Origin of the sequence: Mycobacterium sp. UNC410CL29Cvi84 (assembly GCF_000686745.1) — a bacterium.
Lineage (GTDB): Bacteria > Actinomycetota > Actinomycetes > Mycobacteriales > Mycobacteriaceae > Mycobacterium > Mycobacterium mucogenicum_B.
Genome location: NZ_JMLM01000010.1, coordinates 130519 through 149990, shown reverse-complemented (window position 1 = coordinate 149990; position 19472 = coordinate 130519). Strand labels below are relative to the sequence as shown.

Annotated in this window: 21 protein-coding genes; 9 read left to right on the top strand and 12 right to left on the bottom strand. The window is 66.4% G+C overall.

Annotation, left to right across the window (positions count from 1 at the left end; all coding sequences use genetic code 11):
• Positions 1-10: 10 nt before the first annotated feature.
• The 3 genes from trxA (at position 11) to BR47_RS0115585 (ending at position 2239) form a co-directional block, all read left to right on the top strand.
• Positions 11-343 carry a thioredoxin gene (trxA, locus tag BR47_RS0115595; protein ID WP_020099879.1) on the top strand — a complete coding sequence of 111 codons (333 nt, stop codon included), beginning with the start codon at positions 11-13 and terminating at the stop codon, positions 341-343.
• 156 nt (positions 344-499) lie between these two features.
• Entirely contained in the window at positions 500-1693 is a 1194-nt protein-coding gene (locus tag BR47_RS0115590) for an N-acetylmuramoyl-L-alanine amidase (RefSeq protein WP_029120078.1), read from the top strand.
• Between the two features lie 72 nt (positions 1694-1765).
• Positions 1766-2239, top strand: a complete 474-nt coding sequence (locus BR47_RS0115585; RefSeq protein WP_020099881.1) for an ATP-binding protein — start codon at positions 1766-1768, stop codon at positions 2237-2239.
• A 281-nt stretch (positions 2240-2520) separates the two neighbouring features.
• On the opposite strand, the gene BR47_RS0115575 is transcribed toward BR47_RS0115585, so the two are convergent.
• Together BR47_RS0115575 and BR47_RS0115570 are read right to left on the bottom strand one after the other, a co-directional pair.
• A complete protein-coding gene (locus tag BR47_RS0115575) occupies positions 2521-3630 on the bottom strand; it encodes an MFS transporter (RefSeq protein ID WP_029120077.1) in 1110 nt (369 codons plus the stop codon).
• A gap of 20 nt (positions 3631-3650) precedes the next feature.
• Positions 3651-4433 (bottom strand): alpha/beta fold hydrolase, encoded by a 783-nt coding sequence (locus BR47_RS0115570; RefSeq protein WP_029120076.1) that lies wholly within the window; start codon positions 4431-4433, stop codon positions 3651-3653.
• A gap of 54 nt (positions 4434-4487) precedes the next feature.
• Here BR47_RS0115570 and BR47_RS0115565 point away from each other — a divergent pair, with 54 nt between their 5' ends.
• On the top strand, positions 4488-4826 hold the full coding sequence (locus BR47_RS0115565) for a MerR family transcriptional regulator (protein WP_029120075.1): 339 nt from the start codon (positions 4488-4490) through the stop codon (positions 4824-4826).
• 771 nt (positions 4827-5597) lie between these two features.
• On the opposite strand, the gene pip is transcribed toward BR47_RS0115565, so the two are convergent.
• From pip to rpmH, 10 genes are all read right to left on the bottom strand, one after another.
• Positions 5598-6557, bottom strand: coding sequence for a prolyl aminopeptidase (gene pip / locus BR47_RS0115560; protein WP_029120074.1), 960 nt, complete (start codon positions 6555-6557; stop codon positions 5598-5600).
• A 27-nt stretch (positions 6558-6584) separates the two neighbouring features.
• The gene (locus BR47_RS0115555; RefSeq protein WP_036420294.1) at positions 6585-7343 is read right to left on the bottom strand and encodes a hypothetical protein; all 759 of its coding nucleotides are present in this window, start codon (positions 7341-7343) and stop codon (positions 6585-6587) included.
• A 233-nt stretch (positions 7344-7576) separates the two neighbouring features.
• Complete coding sequence (locus BR47_RS0115550; RefSeq protein WP_029120073.1) at positions 7577-8602, bottom strand: ParB/RepB/Spo0J family partition protein; 1026 nt, start codon at positions 8600-8602, stop codon at positions 7577-7579.
• 2 nt (positions 8603-8604) lie between these two features.
• Positions 8605-9474: a ParA family protein gene (locus tag BR47_RS30640; protein WP_090562786.1), complete on the bottom strand. Its 870-nt coding sequence runs from the start codon at positions 9472-9474 to the stop codon at positions 8605-8607.
• A 149-nt stretch (positions 9475-9623) separates the two neighbouring features.
• Positions 9624-10307 (bottom strand): 16S rRNA (guanine(527)-N(7))-methyltransferase RsmG, encoded by a 684-nt coding sequence (gene rsmG, locus BR47_RS0115540; RefSeq protein ID WP_029120072.1) that lies wholly within the window; start codon positions 10305-10307, stop codon positions 9624-9626.
• Positions 10308-10373: 66 nt separating this feature from the next.
• Positions 10374-10916, bottom strand: coding sequence for a Jag family protein (locus BR47_RS0115535; RefSeq protein ID WP_020099890.1), 543 nt, complete (start codon positions 10914-10916; stop codon positions 10374-10376).
• Between the two features lie 58 nt (positions 10917-10974).
• Positions 10975-11985: a membrane protein insertase YidC gene (gene yidC / locus BR47_RS30635; RefSeq protein ID WP_051634818.1), complete on the bottom strand. Its 1011-nt coding sequence runs from the start codon at positions 11983-11985 to the stop codon at positions 10975-10977.
• Between the two features lie 43 nt (positions 11986-12028).
• Positions 12029-12304 (bottom strand): membrane protein insertion efficiency factor YidD, encoded by a 276-nt coding sequence (yidD, locus tag BR47_RS32655; RefSeq protein WP_020099892.1) that lies wholly within the window; start codon positions 12302-12304, stop codon positions 12029-12031.
• Positions 12301-12678, bottom strand: coding sequence for a ribonuclease P protein component (rnpA, locus tag BR47_RS32650; protein WP_081633317.1), 378 nt, complete (start codon positions 12676-12678; stop codon positions 12301-12303). Before rnpA ends, yidD begins: the two co-directional genes overlap by 4 nt.
• 22 nt (positions 12679-12700) lie before the next feature.
• Positions 12701-12844, bottom strand: a complete 144-nt coding sequence (gene rpmH, locus BR47_RS32645) for a 50S ribosomal protein L34 (RefSeq protein WP_073695092.1) — start codon at positions 12842-12844, stop codon at positions 12701-12703.
• Positions 12845-13455: 611 nt separating this feature from the next.
• Between rpmH and dnaA the strand changes: the two genes are divergently transcribed.
• From dnaA to BR47_RS0115495, 5 genes are all read left to right on the top strand, one after another.
• Positions 13456-14931 (top strand): chromosomal replication initiator protein DnaA, encoded by a 1476-nt coding sequence (gene dnaA, locus BR47_RS0115515; protein ID WP_029120070.1) that lies wholly within the window; start codon positions 13456-13458, stop codon positions 14929-14931.
• 626 nt (positions 14932-15557) lie between these two features.
• Positions 15558-16748 carry a DNA polymerase III subunit beta gene (gene dnaN / locus BR47_RS0115510; protein WP_020099895.1) on the top strand — a complete coding sequence of 397 codons (1191 nt, stop codon included), beginning with the start codon at positions 15558-15560 and terminating at the stop codon, positions 16746-16748.
• 28 nt (positions 16749-16776) lie between these two features.
• Complete coding sequence (gnd, locus tag BR47_RS0115505) at positions 16777-17670, top strand: phosphogluconate dehydrogenase (NAD(+)-dependent, decarboxylating) (RefSeq protein WP_020099896.1); 894 nt, start codon at positions 16777-16779, stop codon at positions 17668-17670.
• On the top strand, positions 17671-18834 hold the full coding sequence (gene recF, locus BR47_RS0115500) for a DNA replication/repair protein RecF (RefSeq protein WP_029120069.1): 1164 nt from the start codon (positions 17671-17673) through the stop codon (positions 18832-18834). It begins immediately after the preceding gene.
• Positions 18831-19439 carry a DUF721 family protein gene (locus BR47_RS0115495; RefSeq protein ID WP_051128397.1) on the top strand — a complete coding sequence of 203 codons (609 nt, stop codon included), beginning with the start codon at positions 18831-18833 and terminating at the stop codon, positions 19437-19439. The genes recF and BR47_RS0115495 overlap by 4 nt, the downstream gene beginning before the upstream one ends.
• Positions 19440-19472: the final 33 nt, after the last annotated feature.

Genomic DNA, 19472 nt, shown 5'->3' with positions numbered 1-19472 from the left:
GGAGCAGTACATGAGCGAGGGCAGCGCAACGCTGACCGTCACCGACGGTTCGTTCGACAGCGACGTCATCAAGAGCGGCACCCCGGTGCTGGTCGACTTCTGGGCGACCTGGTGCGGACCGTGCAAGATGATCGCCCCGGTGCTCGAGGAACTGGCCGGCGAGAAGGCCGGCGAGCTGACGATCGCCAAGCTCGACGTCGACGCCAACCCCGAGACCGCCCGCAGCTTCAACGTCGTCTCGATCCCGACGCTGATCCTGTTCAAGGACGGCGAGCCGGTGAAGCGCATCGTCGGCGCCAAGGGCAAGGCCGCCCTGCTGCGCGAAATCGCAGACGAACTCTGATCGCATCAGTGGCTGCGACCCGCCGGATTCGGCGGGTCGCACCGCTGCTGCCTGTGAAGTTGCGGAATCCTGAGGAGCGTCTGCGACAATGGGTCCAGGCGTCCCGCCAGTGCGCAGCTGTCCGCCCGCCTGGCGTCCGTGATTGAAAGGCCAGGAATGTCGATACTGCGTCGCGGTGACCGGGGAGGTTCGGTCACCGAGATTCGGGCCGCACTGGCCGCCCTGGGACTGCTGGACAGTCCCGACGCGGATCTCACCACCGGCAAGCACGTCGCGCTCGACCTCTTCGACGAGGATCTCGACCAGGCCGTGCGTGCCTTCCAGCAGCAGCGTGGACTGCTCGTCGACGGCATGGTCGGCGAGGCGACGTACCGCGCGCTGAAAGAGGCCTCGTACCGACTGGGAGCGCGCACGCTGTCGCACCAGTTCGGCGCCCCGATGTATGGCGACGACGTCGCCACCCTGCAGGCCCGGCTGCAGGATCTCGGTTTCTACACCGGTCTCGTCGATGGTCATTTCGGCTTGCAGACCCACAACGGCCTGATGTCGTACCAGCGTGAGTACGGCATGTTCCCCGACGGCATCTGCGGTCCGGAAACGTTGCGCTCCCTGTACTTCCTGGGTTCGCGGGTCACCGGCGGTTCGCCGCACGCCATCCGCGAAGAGGAACTCGTCCGGCGCAGCGGCCCCCGCCTGACCGGAAAGCGGATCATCATCGATCCGGGCCGCGGCGGCGACGATCGCGGGCTCATCATGACCAGCCGATCCGGCCCGGTCAGTGAAGCCGACGTCCTGTGGGATCTCGCCAGCCGGTTGGAAGGCCGCATGACGGCCATCGGCATGGACACGTTCCTGTCGCGCCCCGTCAGCGGTAGCCCGGCCGATGCCGAGCGGGCCGCGACGGCCAACGCGGTCGGCGCCGATCTGATGATCAGCCTGCGGTGCGCCAGTCTGCCCAGCCCCGCGGCCAACGGCGTCGCCTCGTTCTACTTCGGCAACTCGCACGGTTCGGTGTCCACCATCGGCCGCAACCTCGCCGACTTCATTCAGCGGGAAGTCGTGGCGCGCAGCGGTTTACGCGACTGCCGGACCCACGGCCGCACCTGGGACCTGCTGCGGCTCACCCGGATGCCCACGGTGCAGGTCGACATCGGCTACGTGAGCAGCCCGCACGACCGTGAACTGCTGACCTCTCCCGGTCACCGCGACTCGATCGCCGAAGGCATCCTCGCGGCGGTGAAGCGGCTGTACCTGTTGGGCAAGAACGACCGTCCCACAGGCACTTTCACGTTCGCCGAGCTGCTGGCCCACGAGATGTCGGTCGAGCAAGCCGGCCAGGCCGGCGCCTAGCCCTTCTCCCCTCAGCGTTTTCGTCATGCACGCCACCGTATTTCGGTGCGCGGGCTGGTTGAATCAGTCGGTATGAGTGGCGACGCCGCAATTCTCGTGACGGGCATGTCCGGGGTCGGTAAGTCGACGGCACTGTGCGGCCTTGCTGAACGGGGTTATGTCACCGTCGATACCGACGACGGTGACTGGATCGAAGTCGTCGACGGCGAGCCACTCTGGCGCGAACCTCTGATCGACGCGCTGCTGAACCAACGGCGCGATGCGCCCTTGTTCGTTCAGGGCACCGTGGCCAATCAGTGGCGCTTCTACGACCGGTTCGACGCGGTTGTACTCCTCACCGCCCCAACCGAAGTCGTGTTGGACAGGTTGCGGCGGCGCACGAACAACCCCTTCGGCAAGAGCGCCGATGAGCGCGCCCGGATCCTGGCCGACATCGCAGAGGTCGAACCGCTACTGCGGCAGTCGGCCACGCACGAGATCGACACGACCCGACCGCTGCCGGAAGTCATCGCAGTTCTGGTCGGCATCGCCGAGACGGCGGTCTAGCGGGCTCCGCTCACTCGTGCCGGCCCGAACTCCGTCTCCCCCAGCGTCGTCCCGCATGGGCCGCCACTGACGCCTCATGGCCCGCGTGGTGGACCAGGAAGCGCCGGTCGCCCAGACGTCCCCGGAACGCCGGCCGCGGCCCAATTTCGACCGCAAGGGCGACTGCGGCACGAGCGTCACGTGACGCTTGTTCCGGTTGGTCCTGGGGTCATCGTGATTCGGGCCCCAGTGGCGGGTGTTCCGACTTGGAGCTCCGTTCATGTCGCTCGTTTCTCCGGCGCTCACAACCACCGTCGGGCCAACACGGCCACCGGTGACGCGCACCCGATACCGATCAGCGCAAGCATCGTCAGCGATGCCGCCGCGTCTGAGGCCACGAGCTGCGATCCCGCCCAGGCGCCGGAGAAGATCCCGACTTGAAATGCGAGCACGTACAGATAGGACGCGAAAGCGGCGTTGGGGCAACGCTTGATGAGGATCGTCTGCATCGCCGGCGCCCAACACGCAAAGGCGGCTCCCCACAACAGAACCGCCGCGACGAACAACCCACGCGAGCCGGTCAGGCTCAGCGTCGCGAATGCAATCAGCAGACCCGTCAGGGCCGCGACCACGACCGCGTAGCGGTGTCGATCGAGCAACCGTCCGGCGATGACGACCGCAGTCAGCGCGGCGCCGCCATAGCCCAGGAGCAGAACCGGGAGGCCGGTGGCCGAGATCCCGATGTCGCCGGCCAACACCGTGATGAACGAATACGGCGCATAGGCGGCGGTCACCACTAGCAGCGTCAGGACACAGACCGCTGCGACAGTGTGCGGCTCACCGGATCGGCCGGCGGTCGGCGCCCCCACGGTACGACCGCTATGGCGGGGAACCAGCACCGCAATGGCCACCGCCAAGGTCAAGGCAAGCGCCGCCAGCACCAGAGACGCGGCTCTCCACCCGATGAGTAGGGAAAGCTGCGTAGTGAGCGGGGATCCCGCAGCCAACCCCAGCGCTGCCCCGACGAACACCAGCGCGGTCGCCTGCCCCGCACGGCCGGCCGGTGCGAGGGCACTGGCAAGCACCGGAGCCAGGGACCACACCGAACCATGCAATATCGCGCCGACGACCCGGGCGAAGACTGCCCACCCGGGCGTCGGAGCGACGGCCAGCAGCAGTTGCGACAACGACAGCGAAGCCAAGGCGGCCGTGAGCATGACGCGATGCTCGACGCGACGGGTGGCCAAAGCCACCGGGATGATTGCCACGCCAGCAGCCACCGCGTACACGCCCACCAATAGCCCCGCAGCGGGCACTGTCGTGTGCAGTCCGTCGGCGATCTGCGGGACGACGCCGACCGGAAACATCTCTGCGGCGAGGTAGACGAAGGCGGCGGCAGACAGCACGGCCACCCGCCAGTGCCACCTGTCTGTCACAGCTTGTGCGCCAGCAGAAACTTCCGGATATCGGAGATCCATGTCCGCCCCTCGTCCGGTGTGAAGATGTGACCGGCGTCTGGATATTCCATCAGGACCGAGCCAGGAATGCCCGCTGCGAGAGCGCGAGTCGAGGACGGCTGCACGATGCGGTCCATGCCCGCCGCCACGACCAACGTCGGGATCGCGACCTCCGCGAGGCGGTCGCGGAGGTCGACCTCGGCGGCCAGCGCAGCCTGCTGCGGACTGCCGACCGGAATGCTCGCGCGGACGTTGGCCACAATCTCGTCGAGATTGCCGGCCTCGTTGAACGCCGACGGCGACGACACTGCTGTCAGGAACCGCGCCAGGATGTCGCGGTCGTGCGCGGCCAGATAGCGCCAGACATCGACAACCAACCGCAACTGCGGATCGGCGTGCGCGAAGCCCACCGTCAGAACCAAGGCGCTGACGGTCTCGGGATGACGCAGTGCCGCGGTGATGGCTACCGCCGAGCCCAGCGAAAGCCCGAGGATGGGGAACCGGTCGAAGCCGGCCGCGCGCCCGGCGTCAACGATCGCGTCAGCCAGATCGTCAATGCGGTAGGAATCCGCCGTCAAGGGACTGCCTCCCGAACCCGGATAGTCCACGCCGATCAGCGTTCGCTCGCCAACCATCTCGTCGATGAGTTGGCCGAAATTCAGCGCGACTCCTCCCCCTGCTCCGTGCGCGAGAAGCAGAGCCGGACCGGAGCCGACGCGCGTGACCGTCAGCGTGGAAAGCAGGGAATCGTTGGGCATGCGGCGAAGTTAAACCCTGACATCAGCGTCAAGGTCAACCCAAGAGGAGCTCGCGTGCGGATCGGTGAAGTAGCGGCGGCAACCGGCAGTTCGGTCAGGTCGCTGCGCTACTACGAGGCTCAGGGTCTGATCGCACCGCAGCGCCGGTCCAACGGCTACCGCGACTACCACGCCGACACCGTGGAAGATGTGCGCCGGATCCGGATGTTGATCGACACCGGTTTCGGCGTACGCACCATTCGCCAATTGCTGCCCTGCATCGACGGCAGCGCGGTCGACATGTGCCCGGCCATCGCCGCCGCCATCAGACAGACACTGGCCGAGATGGACACCCGCATCGGGGACCTCAACATCCGCCGCGCACGCATCGTCCAACTGCTGGACGGTCAGTAGGCCGCGGCCGAGCCGACTCGCTCGCGTGTGTTAGCGTCGGGGTGCTGCATTCGGCTTCCCCTCCTCCCCTGCCCGCGCTGCGCGCAGCTTCGATCTCAAGCCGGGCTGCGCCAGTCAACGGTGCTCTCGGCAACACCGCTTCGCCGCGCACGCCAACGGCGCCCGATCCCGCACCGCGCAATTGCAGCGCCGAAGTCACTCGCATCGAGGACGTGCGGGCTGCCTTCGCGGACCACGACAAGACGCTTGCCTCGTGTCTCGGATCAATCGCAGCCATGTGTCGGTTAGGGAACGGCGTAGTTGTCGGGCAGTCCGGCCCGGCGTGCGGCAATACAGCGGCGGCGTGGGTGGCCGGTGTGCGGCCGACATACCTGACTCCCACCCGCCGACCATCGCGACAGCTACATAGACCGCCGGCCGGGGTCTGCCCCGCGGCACCGCCTCCGGACAGGCGAGGGCCGGCTGGGCGTCAGGACGCCGCGCACCTCCGGCGCCTCAGTCGGGCGCACGATGATGCTCGCCGGCCGGACACGGGAGCCGCGCGATGCGGCTCGATGGTCGGGCCGACGCTCTCCTCCGTGAGCATCCGTCTTGCGCCGGTGTGAGTCCAGCACGCAACCCGCGACCGAGGCGCATCCGAGTGCGATGACGAAGCTCCCCCGTGTCACCGCACGATTCCGGTGTGGAGTGCCGAGGGCGCGGCCGCTGCCAGTGTCGCGGGCCCAGCTGACTCCCGACGGCTTGGCCGATGTTTCACGTGGAACCGCCGCGTCAGCTCCGCGGCGGAGTGAACCGTTCGACGGCGTCTGCGATCGCCGCCGCCATGGCCGGGCTGCCCGTGTGGCCCGAGTCTTCGATGATCCGGAGCTCGGCGTCGGGCCATGCCTGAGCGAGTTCCCACGCCGTCCGGACGGGCGCGGAGAGGTCGAGGCGGCCGTGGATCAGCACGCCGGGAATGCCGTCCAATCGATGCGCATCCCGCAGCAGTTGGCCGTCCTCCAGCCACGCAGTGTGCGCGAAGTAGTGCGTGCAGATCCGAACGAAGGCCAGCCGGCCGGCGTCGATCTTCGCCGAGTACTGCCCCGGCTTCCCCAACGCCTCGTGCGCGATCGCGGCGTCTTCCCAGGCACACCAGTCCCGCGCCGCCCGCTCTCGCACGGCGGCGTCCGGCTGCTCCATCAGCCGGCGGTAGGCCTCGACGAGATTCCCGTCCCGGTCCCCCTCCGGTACGCCGTCGCGGAAGCGCTGCCACTCCGCGGGGCGGACGAGCCGCAGCCCGTGGTACAGCCAGTCGACCTCCTGCGGCCGCGTCATCGTCACGCCGATCAGCACGATGCCGAGCACCCGATCCGGATGCCGTTGGGCGTACGCGAGGATCAACGTGGACGCCCAGGAGCCGCCGTACAGCAGCCAGCGATCGATCCCGAGATGATGGCGCAGCGCCTCCATATCGGCGAGCAGATGCTCAGTCTTATTGCACGACATGTCGGTCGACGGGTCCGCGGCGCTCGGCACACTGTCACCGCATCCACGTTGATCGAACGCCACGATGCGGAAGCGCTCCGGGTTGAACTGCTTGTGGGCGTTGCGGGACCTGCCGGCGCCCGGGCCGCCGTGGACGATCAGAACCGGCTCGCCGACGGGATTGCCGCGGGTCTCCCAGTACATCCGGTTGCCGTCGCCGACATCGAGCAGTCCGCAGTCGTCGGGCTTCGACGGAGCGTCAGCCACGTGTGTTCACCGTGGAGGCCCACTCCCCTATCGACCGGTGAGCGGCGTCCACAGCGCGGGGCTGGCAACCGCCCCGACGGGCTGCTGCAAAGCACTGCTCTCCAGCAGTCGCTCCAGCGCCGCTTCGACATCAGCTTTCCAGCCGAGCCCCTGCTCAAGTTCCAGCCGCAGCCGCGGGAAGTAGGGATGCGGCGCGACGATCTCGAAGCCGTTGTCCTGAAGGAAGTCGGCCTCGATCACGCACTGATCGACCGCGCACTCGCCGAATGCCTCGACCGTCGCCGCCAACTCCTCCGGGCAGGCCTGCGTGCCACTCAGCTGGGCCACTTCGCTGGTGCGGCCAAACGCCTCCAGCGCGCGCACACCACGACGAACCAGATCGGCAACGACGGCGGCGATCAAGTGACGCGACAGCCCGTCACCGTCGTCAGGACAGTCGACACCGATCGACGTGAGCAGAACCGCGTCGGGGCTGACCGGTCCGGTCGGAAAGCGCCCCGCCCGGGGCACGGCACGCGGCGGTGCATAGAACGCGTAGCCCAGACAGGGCGCGTCGTCGTTGGGGTCCTCGGCGCGGTCCGGGTCGCAGGCGACCGCCAGCTGTCCGCACGATCCCCACTCGAGCATGACCATCGACAGCCACGCTTCCTTCTCGAACTCGGGGTCGCTGAGGTGGTCGCTGTCGCCGAGTGCCGACGGATCGACTTCCCAGAAGACACAGCGCCGCGCATGCTTCGGCAGTCGCTCGAACGATTCGAGGCGCAGCGGCGTGATTCGTGAACTCACCAGACTCCCGTCGTCCACCCGATCGGATCAGGCTGCTCTTCCAGGATAAGAGACGCCGGCGCCGTCGACTCGATTTGTTCAGTCGGGATCGAGGGCGACCGAACGCTCAACTGTTCCACGTGAAACATCGCGGTTCCCCTCCCCGTCCCGCACGCCCCACAAACGTCACCGTCACAGTGACGTAACGGGGCCTTGTCCCTGGTCGGGTTGTCGCAAACCCAAAATCGGGTCGGTTAGCCCTGTTCCGTCTTCATCAGTTCGACGATGCGCTGAAGGTCGTCAACCGAGCCGAACTCGACGACGATCTTGCCCTTGCGCTTGCCGAGGCTCACGGTGACCTTCGTGTCGAACGCGGTCGAGAGCTGCTCGGCCACATCTTGCAAGCCGGGCATCTGGATCGGCTTGCGCTTGGGTGCCGGCGCCGGCTTGTCACCGTCGCGGTTGGCCAGAGTGACCGCTTCCTCGGTGGCACGGACGGACAGTCCCTCCGCCACGATGCGGGCGGCGAGCTCCTCCTGCTTCTCCGGTCCGCCTTCGAGCGCCAGCAGAGCACGCGCGTGGCCGGCCGACAGCACGCCGGCGGCCACGCGACGCTGCACCGCGATGGGCAGCTTCAGGAGACGGATCATGTTCGTGATCACCGGACGCGACCGACCGATGCGGGTCGCCAGTTCCTCGTGGGTGACGTCGAACTCTTCCAGCAGCTGCTGGTAGGCCGACGCCTCTTCGAGCGGGTTCAGCTGGACCCGGTGGATGTTCTCGAGCAGGGCATCGCGCAGCATGTTGTCGTCGGCGGTCTCGCGGACGATCGCCGGAATGGCCGTCAGGCCGGCTTCCTGCGAGGCGCGCCACCGACGCTCACCCATGATCAGCTGGTAGCGGTGCGGCCCGGACGGCTGGCTCAGCTCCCGCACCACGATGGGCTGCATGAGCCCGAACTCGCGGATGGAGTGCACCAGTTCCGCGAGCGCGTCGGCATCGAAGACGCTGCGCGGCTGGCGCGGGTTCGGCTGAATCGCCGACGGCTCGATCTCGCGGTACACCGCGCCGATCGCCTCGGCTTCGGCCCTGGCCGCCGCGGCCGAATCAGCAGCCACTGCTCCATTGACCGGACCAGTCGGACCGCCACCGATCAACACGTCGGCAGCCGCAGACCCCATCCGCAGCGACGTGTCCTGCTGCCCGTCCTCGGGGGCACCGGTCGGGATGAGTGCCGCCAGCCCCCGTCCGAGTCCGCTGCGCTTCTTCGGCTGCGACATCGTTACTTCCTCACTCCCGACTCGCCACGTTGGGCGAGTTCACGGCTGGCGTCCAGATAGCTCATTGCTCCACGTGATCCCGGGTCGTAATCCAGGATCGTCATGCCGTACCCCGGTGCCTCGGAAACCTTGACGCTGCGTGGGATGACGGTCCGCAAAACCTTATCGCCAAAGTGGTCCCGGACGTCCATCGCGACCTGGTCGGCGAGTTTGGTGCGGCCGTCGTACATCGTGAGGACGACGGTCGTGACGTCCAGCTGGGGATTGAGGTGCGCCTTGACCATCTCGATGTTGCGCAAGAGCTGGCCCACACCCTCCAGCGCGTAGTACTCGCACTGAATCGGGATCAGCACTTCCGGCGCCGCCACGAGCGCGTTGATGGTCAGCAGACCCAACGACGGCGGGCAGTCGATGAAGACGTAGTCGAAGTTGTGGTCTTTGAGCGTCGCGAGCGCGTTCCGCAGCCGGGTTTCACGTGCCACCATGCTGACCAATTCGATCTCGGCGCCGGCCAGGTCGATGGTCGCCGGGACGCAGTAGAGGCGCTCGTTGTGCGGGCTGCGCTGCAGCGCGCTCTCGAGGGTGATCTCCCCGATCAACACCTCGTACGACGAGGCGGTGCCCGGCCGGTGTTCGATGCCGAGCGCGGTGCTGGCGTTGCCCTGAGGGTCCAGATCGATGATCAGAACATTGAGCCCCTGCAGGGCCAGGGCCGCCGCCATGTTGACCGCAGTGGTGGTCTTGCCGACGCCGCCCTTCTGGTTGGCGATGGTGAACACCCGCTGGTGCGTCGGGCGTGGCAGCTGCTGTCCCTTGGCGCCGTGAAGGATCTGAACCGCGCGTTCGGCTTCCGCCCCGATCGGCGTATCCATCGTCACGCTTGGCCACGTTTCACGTGAAACATCAGTGTTCCCGTCGCTTCGCTCGCCTCTGGCATCGCTCACTGCCTTTCCTGATGTCGCGGCCGGGTCGGCCACTTCCGAAACTTCGGCCGGCTTGTCGTTCCCCCGGGCCGACGATGTCATCGTCGATTCTTGGCCGGTCGACCGGTAGCCGCGCGCTTGGCTCCGCGCTTCGCCACGACCACGGTTGCGGGCGGAGTCAAATAGTTCACGCCACATTTCACCACCCTTACGTCCACAGCACCGAGTGAGTTGAGTGCCCGACGGTGTTCGACGATCTCGTCGGCCGCCCGCTCCCCCTTGAGAGCCAGCATTCGGCCGTCGACCTTGAGGAGGGGCAGGCTCCACTTGGCCAGCTTGTCGAGGGCAGCCACCGCGCGGGAGGTGACGACATCCAGCTCCCCGGCTTCGGCCCGGACCGTACGCTCCTCGGCGCGACCCCGAATCACCGTCACGTCGATCCCGAGTTCGGTGACGACTTCGCGAAGGAAGTCCGCCCGGCGCAGCAGCGGCTCGATCAGGACCACGTGAACATCGGGCCGCGCCAACGCCAACGGGATGCCCGGAAGGCCGGCCCCACTGCCGATATCGCCGATTCGTTCACCGCTGGAGACCAACTCGCCTATAGCGGCGCAATTCATCACGTGACGGTCCCACAACCGGCCCACTTCCGACGGGCCGATGAGTCCGCGCTCGATTCCATCGCCGGCGAGGATCTCCGCATAGCGGTGCGCCAGCTCGGCCCGATCACCAAAAACGTCGACGGCGGCGGCCGGTGGGGATGGGGCTTCACCATGTTTCACGTGAAACAGCCTCCACTTTCCCCGCCAGCTCGCCGCCGACGAACAACATCGATGTAATTAGAGTGCTCAATCGAGCAGAACAACCACCCGGCGCGACGGCTCGACGCCCTCGCTCTCGCTGTGGACGCCGTCCACGGCTGCCACGGCGTCGTGCACGATCTTGCGCTCGAACGGCGTCATCGGCGACAGCTCTTCACGCTCACCCGACGCCAGCACCCGCTCGGCGACCTTCTTGCCCAGCGCGGCCAGTTCATCACGCCGCTGCCGACGCCACCGGGCGATGTCCAGCATCAGCCGGCTGCGTTCGCCGGTCTTCTGGTGCACAGCCAACCGGGTCAGCTCCTGGAGCGCGTCCAGCACCTCGCCCTTGCGCCCCACCAGCTTGCTCAGATCGTTGCCGCCGTCGATGCTGACGACCGCGCGGTCGCCTTCGACATCCAGGTCGATGTCGCCATCGAAGTCCAGCAGATCGAGGAGCTCCTCGAGGTAGTCACCGGCGATCTCGCCCTCGGCGACCAGGCGCTCCTCGAGATCGTCGTTCTTGCTTGCAGGAGCGGCCTCGGCCGTCGTCGGGGCCGGGGCCTCCGCCTGCGTTTCTGTGTCTGTCATATCCCTGCCTTCTCCCTCTTGCACCGGCCGTCGCTCAGGGTCTTTACCCTCTGACCGGTCAACGCTTCTTCTTGTTGGGCTTGGCGCCCGGGGCCGGCTTCGAGCCGGCGGAATCGGATTCAGTGCCGTCGAGCTCCGTACCGGTCTGTTCGACGTCGGTACCGGCGCTGGCCGGGGCGGCCGGCGGATTGCCCTTCTTGTTCCGGTTCGGTTTCACACCGGGTGCCGGAGCATTGGCCGACCGGCGTGCGATCGCCTGCTCCTTCTCCTCCGCCTCACGCTTCTCGATCCGGTTGAACACCACGTGCTGCTGACCGTAGGTCCAGATGTTGTTGGCCACCCAGTACATGAGGATGGCGATCGGCAGGAACGGGCCGGACACCACGACGCCCAACGGGAACACGTACAGCGCCAGCTTGTTCATCAGCTGGGTCTGCGGGTTCTGCTGGGCTTCCAGACTCTGCCGGGCCACCGAGGCACGGCTGTTCATGTGGGTCGCGATACCCGAGATGATCATCAGCGGAATGCCGACGAGGATGACCGACATGCGGTCGAAGTGCGCGAACGCCTTGAGGCTCTCACCGGTCTGAATCATGGTGGCGCCCAACGGCGCACCGAACAGATCCGTGTTCAGGAAGTGCGCGACGTCGGTGGCGCTGAAGAAGTAGTTGCCGGTCGTCCGGTTCTCCTCGAGGGACAGCGCCTGCGCACCGATCCCCATGCCGGCGCCCTCAGTCCGGTTGAACGAGCGCAGCACGTGGAACAGACCCAGGAACACCGGAATCTGCGCCAGCATCGGCAGACAGCCAAGGAGCGGGTTGAAACCGTGCTCGCTCTGCAGCTTCTGCATCTCGAGTGCGAGCCGCTGGCGATCCTTGCCGTACTTCTTCTGCAGTTCCTTGATCTGGGGCTGCAGTTCCTGCATCTGCCGGGTGGTCTCGATCTGGCGGACGAACGGCCGGTACAGGATGGCACGCAGGGTGAACACCAGGAACATCACCGACAGGCCCCAGGCGAAGAAATTCTCCGCACCCAGGATCGCGCCGAAAAGCTTGTACCAGAGCCACATGATCCCCGATACCGGGTAATAGATGTAGTCCAGACTGAACCAGTTAAAAGACAAGCGAATCGCTCCTTGACTGCGCGGCGGTTGCCGCGGACCGTCTTTCGGGGATGGGGTCCCATCCCCCGTGATGCCACGGGCCACACTTGGCCAGCCGAACTGTCGTCAGCCAACAACCGCGGAACAATCCGTGTTCGGTGAGTGCCTCGACGGCGTACTGGCTACAGGTGGGGCTGAACCGGCAGCTGGGCAGACGCATCGGCGACACCATGTTGCGGTACAGCTCGATGAGAAAGATCAGCCCGCGGGCCAGCCGCTGACTCATGGCCGGGATCCGGACTTCGCATGAGCGCGCTGCACTGCGACTCGCAATTCGTCCTGCAGCGTGGCGGTGGCGGCCTCGCGACTGCCGGGCAGGGCCCGGATCACCAGCAGCTCACCGGACTGCAACTCGGGCAGCAGATCCCGGCTGGCATGACGAAGCTGACGGGACACGCGGTGTCGCTGGACGGCGTTGCCGACCGATTTACCTACGACGAGACCGACTTTCGGCGCATCCGCGGTGTTTGAATCGGCATCGCCAAAATCTCGTGGTGCCAGTGAATGCACCACGAGATCCCGTTGCGCCGAACGCACACCGCGGCTCACGGTGACTCGAAAGTCTGTCGAGCGCGTCATCCGGTTACGAGCCGGAAGCACGGTGCTTCGATCCTGCGTCAGGTCACGCAGTGAGAGAGCGACGGCCCTTGCCGCGACGTGCCGACACGATGGCGCGGCCGGCACGGGTCCGCATGCGCAGACGGAAGCCGTGCACACGAGCCCGACGGCGGTTGTTCGGCTGGAAAGTCCGCTTGCCCTTGGCCACGGCTGTATCTCCTCAACTATGTGACGCCCGCACTCGCCACCGACATGAACGAGTCATGCCGGTGGGCACGGTCGTCGCTGGTAAGCGCACGCATCTTGCTTGCTAGCCGGCGCGGTACCGATCGAAGTTCGTGGCAGAACTTCCCCGGTCGCAGCCGTATCACCACGTGTGGGCGACTGTTCGAGGGTACTGATCTGAATTCTCCGGGTCAAACCTCGCTGTCGCACGTCAGGAACCGTTACCGCTTCGTAGCGAGAAGTGAGGTGGATCCCACATGAGTTCGTCACAGTTGTCCCACTCGCAACGTGGCAAGCCGACACGCCCAAGAACCTCGAACCAATGTTGCCGAACGGTTGGCGGACGAACAGAAAACTTGTTAGCTTCTGCCAATGCCGTTGCACGACGGCGCCAGACAACAAGCCAGAGAGGTCCCGACGCTACGAGCCCACAGACGTTCCTGTGACGAGCCTCAGCGCGCGGGCTTCCTGCATGCAAAACACGAGCACGACGGCACTCTCCTACTTTGTCCACAGTCTGTGGATAACTATGTGGACAGATTGTCGTCGTTTTATTGAGCCGCCGGTCAGGCGGTTCCGAGGGGGTAGTAGTCGTTGACCGCTAACCCCAGTGCATCGTTCACCGACATCTGGAAAAGCGTGGTCGCCGAACTCAACGGTGACCTCGGCGGCACCACGACGCTGACCGCCCAGCAGCGGGCCTGGTTGCGCATGGTTCAGCCGCTGGTGCTGACCGAAGGCTTCGCGTTGCTGTCGGTCCCCACCCAGTTCGTGCAGAACGAGATCGAACGGCACCTGCGTGAACCGATCATCGCCGCGCTGAGCCGACACCTCGGACAGCGCGTCGACCTGGGTGTTCGCATCGCGGTCCCGGAGACCGACGACCGGCCGGTGGCCGCCGAAACCCCCGACGCCGAGACGCCGGAACCTGAACCCGTCACCGCCGCCGACGACCTGGACGACGACGCCGAAGAACTGTCCAGTGCCGAAGAGACCTGGCCCCGGTACTTCAACCGGCCGCCCGCGGACGAATCGGCCGATCTGAGCCTCAACCGGCGCTACACCTTCGACACCTTTGTCATCGGCGCCTCGAACCGGTTCGCGCACGCCGCGACACTGGCCATCGCCGAAGCGCCGGCCCGGGCCTACAACCCGCTGTTCATCTGGGGTGAATCAGGTCTGGGCAAGACGCACCTGCTGCACGCGGCCGGTAACTACGCGCAGAAGCTGTTCCCCGGCATGCGGGTCAAGTACGTCTCGACCGAGCAGTTCACCAACGACTTCATCAACTCGTTGCGTGACGACCGGACCGCATCGTTCAAGCGCAGCTTCCGCGACATCGACGTCCTGCTGGTCGACGACATCCAGTTCATCGAAGGCAAGGAAAGCACTCAGGAAGAGTTCTTCCACACCTTCAATACGCTGCACAACGCCAACAAGCAGATCGTCATCTCGTCGGACCGGCCGCCGAAACAGCTTGCGACGCTGGAAGACCGGCTGCGGACCCGGTTCGAATGGGGTCTGATCACCGATGTTCAGCCGCCCGAGCTGGAGACCCGCATCGCGATCCTGCGCAAGAAGGCGCAGATGGACCGCCTGGATGTGCCGGACGACGTGCTCGAGCTCATCGCCAGCCGCATCGATCGCAACATCCGCGAGCTCGAGGGTGCGTTGATCCGTGTGACGGCGTTCGCGTCGCTGAACAAGACGATGATCGACAAGTCTCTGGCCGAGATCGTGCTGCGAGATCTCATCGCCGACGCCGGCACCACCCAGATCAGTATCGCCACGATCATGGCGGCCACGGCCGAGTACTTCGAGACCACCGTGGAGGAGCTCCGCGGCCCCGGTAAGACCCGCGCCGTCGCCCTCTCCCGGCAGATCGCCATGTACCTGTGCCGGGAGCTCACGGACCTGTCCTTGCCGCGGATCGGGCAGGCCTTCGGCCGCGACCACACCACGGTGATGTACGCCGAGCGCAAGATCAAGAAGGAAATGGCCTCGCGGCGTGAGGTTTTCGATCACGTCAAGGAACTCACCACCCGGATCCGGCAGCGTTCCAAGCACTGAATCTGTCCTTGTGACATCGGCCCGCAGGCACTCACGCCTGCGGGCCGATGTTGTTTTGTCGGGCCATGAGTGGGGTACTCGAGCCACGGATCCCCCGGATCCAGCGCGTTTTGTGCCCCGACGACCCGAATCTCAAAAAGATTTTTTGGCATCACGAGCACCTCCAGTCACACAACGGGGTGTGCACAGCACTGTGTACTACATGGGATAAACCCTGGGATTTAGCTCAGAACAATCCACATGGCCGGATCGCTCCACAAATACACGGATTGGATTAACGGCGCGTGCACAGTCTGCGCACAGCCCCGGATCCCGCCGGTGAGGCCCGGACCAGCAAGTCCGTGGATCCATCCACAGCGTGCACAGCCCCTATTACTAATACCTTTAGATCTCTCTAGATCTTCTTCTAAAAGCAGTCCGTTGGGGAAACTCCCGGTGGACAACCGGATCCCGACGGCCTTCCGGGGGTCGTCACGAGCTCTCCCGGCTGATCGTTTAGCTTTCAACTTCACGCGGAACGCTCTACGGTGTTCTTCGATAGCCGGAACCAACGCCGATGCGTGTTGTTCACGCCTCACGGCGGGATCCGGCAGGCAAGCGTGGTGGGGTAACAGCGAAGGGACGCTATGGACGTGGCGACAACAGCCGGTCTGACCGATTTGAAGTTCCGTCTCGTTCGGGAAGACTTCGCCGACGCCGTGGCCTGGGTGGCGCGGATCCTGCCGTCCCGGCCGCTGAACCCGGTCCTGGCCGGTGTGCTGCTGACCGGCTCCGATGACGGTCTGACCATCTCCGGATACGACTACGAGGTGTCGGCCGAAGTTCGCGTCGCGGCGGAAATCTCTTCTCCCGGAAGCGTTTTGGTGTCGGGCAAGCTGCTCTCGGACATCACCCGCGCGCTGCCGGCCAAGCCGGTGGAACTCAGCGTCGAAGGCACCCGCGTGGCGCTGAGCTGCGGTAGCGCCCGTTTCTCCCTGCCGACCATGGCGGTCGAGGATTACCCGGCGCTGCCGGCACTCCCGGATGAGACTGGCATCGTGCCCGCCAACGTCTTCGCCGAGGCGATCGGTCAGGTGGCCGTCGCCGCCGGCCGCGACGACACCCTGCCGATGCTCACCGGTGTGCGTGTCGAGATCTCGGGCGAGAAGGTCGTGCTGGCTGCCACCGATCGATTCCGGCTCGCGGTCCGTGAACTCACCTGGAACTCGGCGGTGCCGGATCTCGAAGCGGCCGTGCTGGTTCCGGCGAAGACGCTGGCCGAGTCCGCCAAGTCGGGATCCGACGGCACCGAGGTGCACCTGTCGCTGGGTGCCGGTCAGGCCGTCGGTAAGGACGGCATGCTGGGTATTCGCAGCAATGGCAAGCGCACCACCACGCGCCTGCTCGACGCCGAGTTCCCGAAATTCCGTCAGCTGCTGCCGGCTGAGCACACCGCGGTCGCCACCATCGGTGTCGCCGAGCTGGCCGAGGCCATCAAGCGTGTCGCACTGGTCGCCGATCGTGGCGCCCAGGTCCGCATGGAGTTCGCCGACGACATCCTGCGCCTGTCGGCCGGTGCCGACGACGTCGGTCGCGCCGAAGAAGACCTGCCGGTCGAGTTCTACGGTGAGCCACTGACGATCGCCTTCAACCCGACCTACCTGACCGACGGGCTGGGTTCTTTACATGCCGATCGTGTGACGTTCGGGTTCACGACGCCCAGCAAGCCTGCAGTGTTGCGGCCCGCCGGGGAGAATCAGTACTCGGGATCCGGTCCGTTCCCCGCCGGGGACACCGACTACGTGTACTTGCTGATGCCGGTGCGCCTGCCGGGCTGACCGGAACACGACAGCGGAGGAAGCACTGATGCAGCTGGGGTTGATCGGCCTCGGAAAAATGGGCTTCAACATGCGCGAGCGTCTGCGCGGTGGCGGCCACGAAGTCATCGGGTACGACCCGCGGCCGGAAGTCAGCGACGTGCCGTCGCTCGCTGCGCTCGCCGAGCAGCTCACGGCGCCGCGCGTGGTGTGGGTCATGGTGCCCTCGGGCGAGATCACCCGCGAGACCATCGAGGATCTCGCCGAGGTGCTCAGCTCCGGTGACCTGGTGATCGACGGCGGCAACTCGCGCTACACCGAGGATGCCGTGCACGCAAAGTTGTTGGCGGACAAGGGAATAGGCTTCATCGATGCCGGGGTTTCCGGTGGCGTCTGGGGCCTGACCGAAGGCTATGGCCTGATGGTCGGCGGCAGTGACGACGACGTCGCGCGCGTCATGCCGATCTTCGAGACGCTGCGGCCCGAGGGAGATCTCGCCGACGGCTTCGTCCACGCCGGCCCGGTCGGCGCCGGCCACTTCGCCAAGATGGTGCACAACGGCGTGGAGTACGCGCTGATGACGGCCTACGGCGAGGGTTACGAGATGCTGGCCGCGTCGGACCTGATCAAGGACCCGCAGGCGGTGTACCAGGCCTGGACCAACGGCACCGTCGTGCGGTCCTGGCTGCAGCAGCTGCTGGCCAAGGCGCTCAAGGAAGACCCCCAGCTGGCCGACATCAGCGGCTACACTGAGGATTCCGGTGAAGGCCGCTGGACGGTCGAGGAGGCCATCCGGCTGCGGGTGCCGGTGCCGAGCATCGCAGCGTCGCTGTTCGCCCGGTTCCTGTCCCGCCAGGATGACTCGCCGACCATGAAAGCCGTTGCGGCACTTCGTAATCAATTCGGTGGCCACGCCGTCCAGAGGGTCAGTAAGTCCGGCTAGGTGTTCGTTCGACAGCTCAGTCTGACCGACTTCCGGTCGTGGCCGCGGCTCGACCTGGAATTGACACCGGGTCGGACCGTGTTCGTCGGCCAGAACGGTTTCGGCAAGACCAATATCGTTGAGGCCCTGTGGTATACCGCCACGCTCGGGTCCCACCGGGTGGCCTCGGACGCCCCCCTCATCCGGTCCGGGTGTGACCGCGCCGTCGTCTCCACCATCGTGGTCAACGACGGCCGGGAGCTGGCGGTGGATCTCGACATCACCGCCGGCCGGGCCAACAAGGCGCGGCTGAACCGCTCCCCAGTCCGGTCCGCGCGCGAAATTCTCGGCGCCCTGCGGGCGGTGTTGTTCGCGCCGGAAGATCTGTCGTTGGTCCGCGGCGATCCGGGGGAACGCCGGCGGTACCTCGACGAACTCGCCAGCACCCGGCGACCGCGGCTCGGTGGGGTACGGGCGGATTACGAGAAAGTGGTGCGCCAGCGCACCGCGCTGCTGAAATCCGCGGGCGCCAGCCGTTTTCGCGGTGCGGATGCCGGCGCGCTCGAGACCCTCGATGTCTGGGACGGTCACCTGGCCGCCCACGGCGCCGAGCTGATCGCCGCCCGCGTGAACCTGATCAACGAATTGCACCCGGAGATCACCAAGGCGTACCACCTGCTGGCACCGGCGTCGCGGCCCGCATCGGTCCGCTACCGCAGTTCGGTCGAGGCCGTCGAAGAACAGGCCGGCACCGGGTCGGTCGATGTTGCGGCCTACCAGAGCGCCCTGCTCGATGAACTCGCCCGCCGCCGGTCCGCCGAACTCGAGCGCGGCGTCTGCCTGGTCGGTCCCCACCGCGACGACCTCGAACTGCGCCTCGGCGACCAGCTCGCGAAAGGTTTTGCCAGCCACGGGGAATCGTGGTCGATGGCGTTGGCGCTGCGCCTGGGCGCATACGAACTGCTGCGGACCGACGGCACCGACCCGGTGTTGCTCCTCGACGACGTGTTCGCCGAACTCGATTCGGCACGCCGGCGGGCGCTCGCCGACGTGGCACAATCGGCGGAGCAGGTTTTGGTCACCGCGGCGGTGCCCGACGACATTCCCCAGGACTGGGACGGCACCCGAGTCAATGTGGTGATGCGTGACGACGACGGCGGGCGGATTTCGGTGGTGGACGCATGAGCGACGCTTGCGGAGCGAATCAACGACCGAGCAGCGAGGAGCCTCAGAATCCCGACGTGCCCGAAAGTGCTTTCCCGCCACCGCATCTGGCCCATCTCAAGGGTATGGATCTGGTGCGCCGCACGCTGGAGGAAGCCCGCGGCGCGGCCCGCAGTCAAGGAAAAGATGTCGGTCGCGGCCGTAATGCGCCGGTCTCGAAGGCCCGCCGCGGCGGTGGTCGCCGCACGTGGTCCGGTCCCGGGCCCGATCGCCGGGACCCGCAGTTGCTGGGTTCGGCGACCATGGACCTGGCCCGCAGCCGGGGCTGGTCGGGCCGAATGGCCGAAGGATCGGTGTTCGGCCAGTGGTCGACGGTCGTCGGCGACCAGATCGCCGAGCACGCCTCCCCCACGTCGCTGCGCGACGGCGTGCTGACGGTGACGGCCGAATCGACGGCCTGGGCGACGCAGCTGCGGATGGTGCAGTCGCAGATCTTGGCCAAGATCGCCGCGTCCGTCGGCGACGGTGTCGTCACGTCGCTGAAGATCCTGGGCCCGTCGGGTCCGACGTGGCAGAAGGGCCCGCGGAATTTCGGCGCCCGCGGACCGCGCGACACCTTCGGCTGAGGCCAAAACCGGGCGTCGCTCAGCGCGCCGATG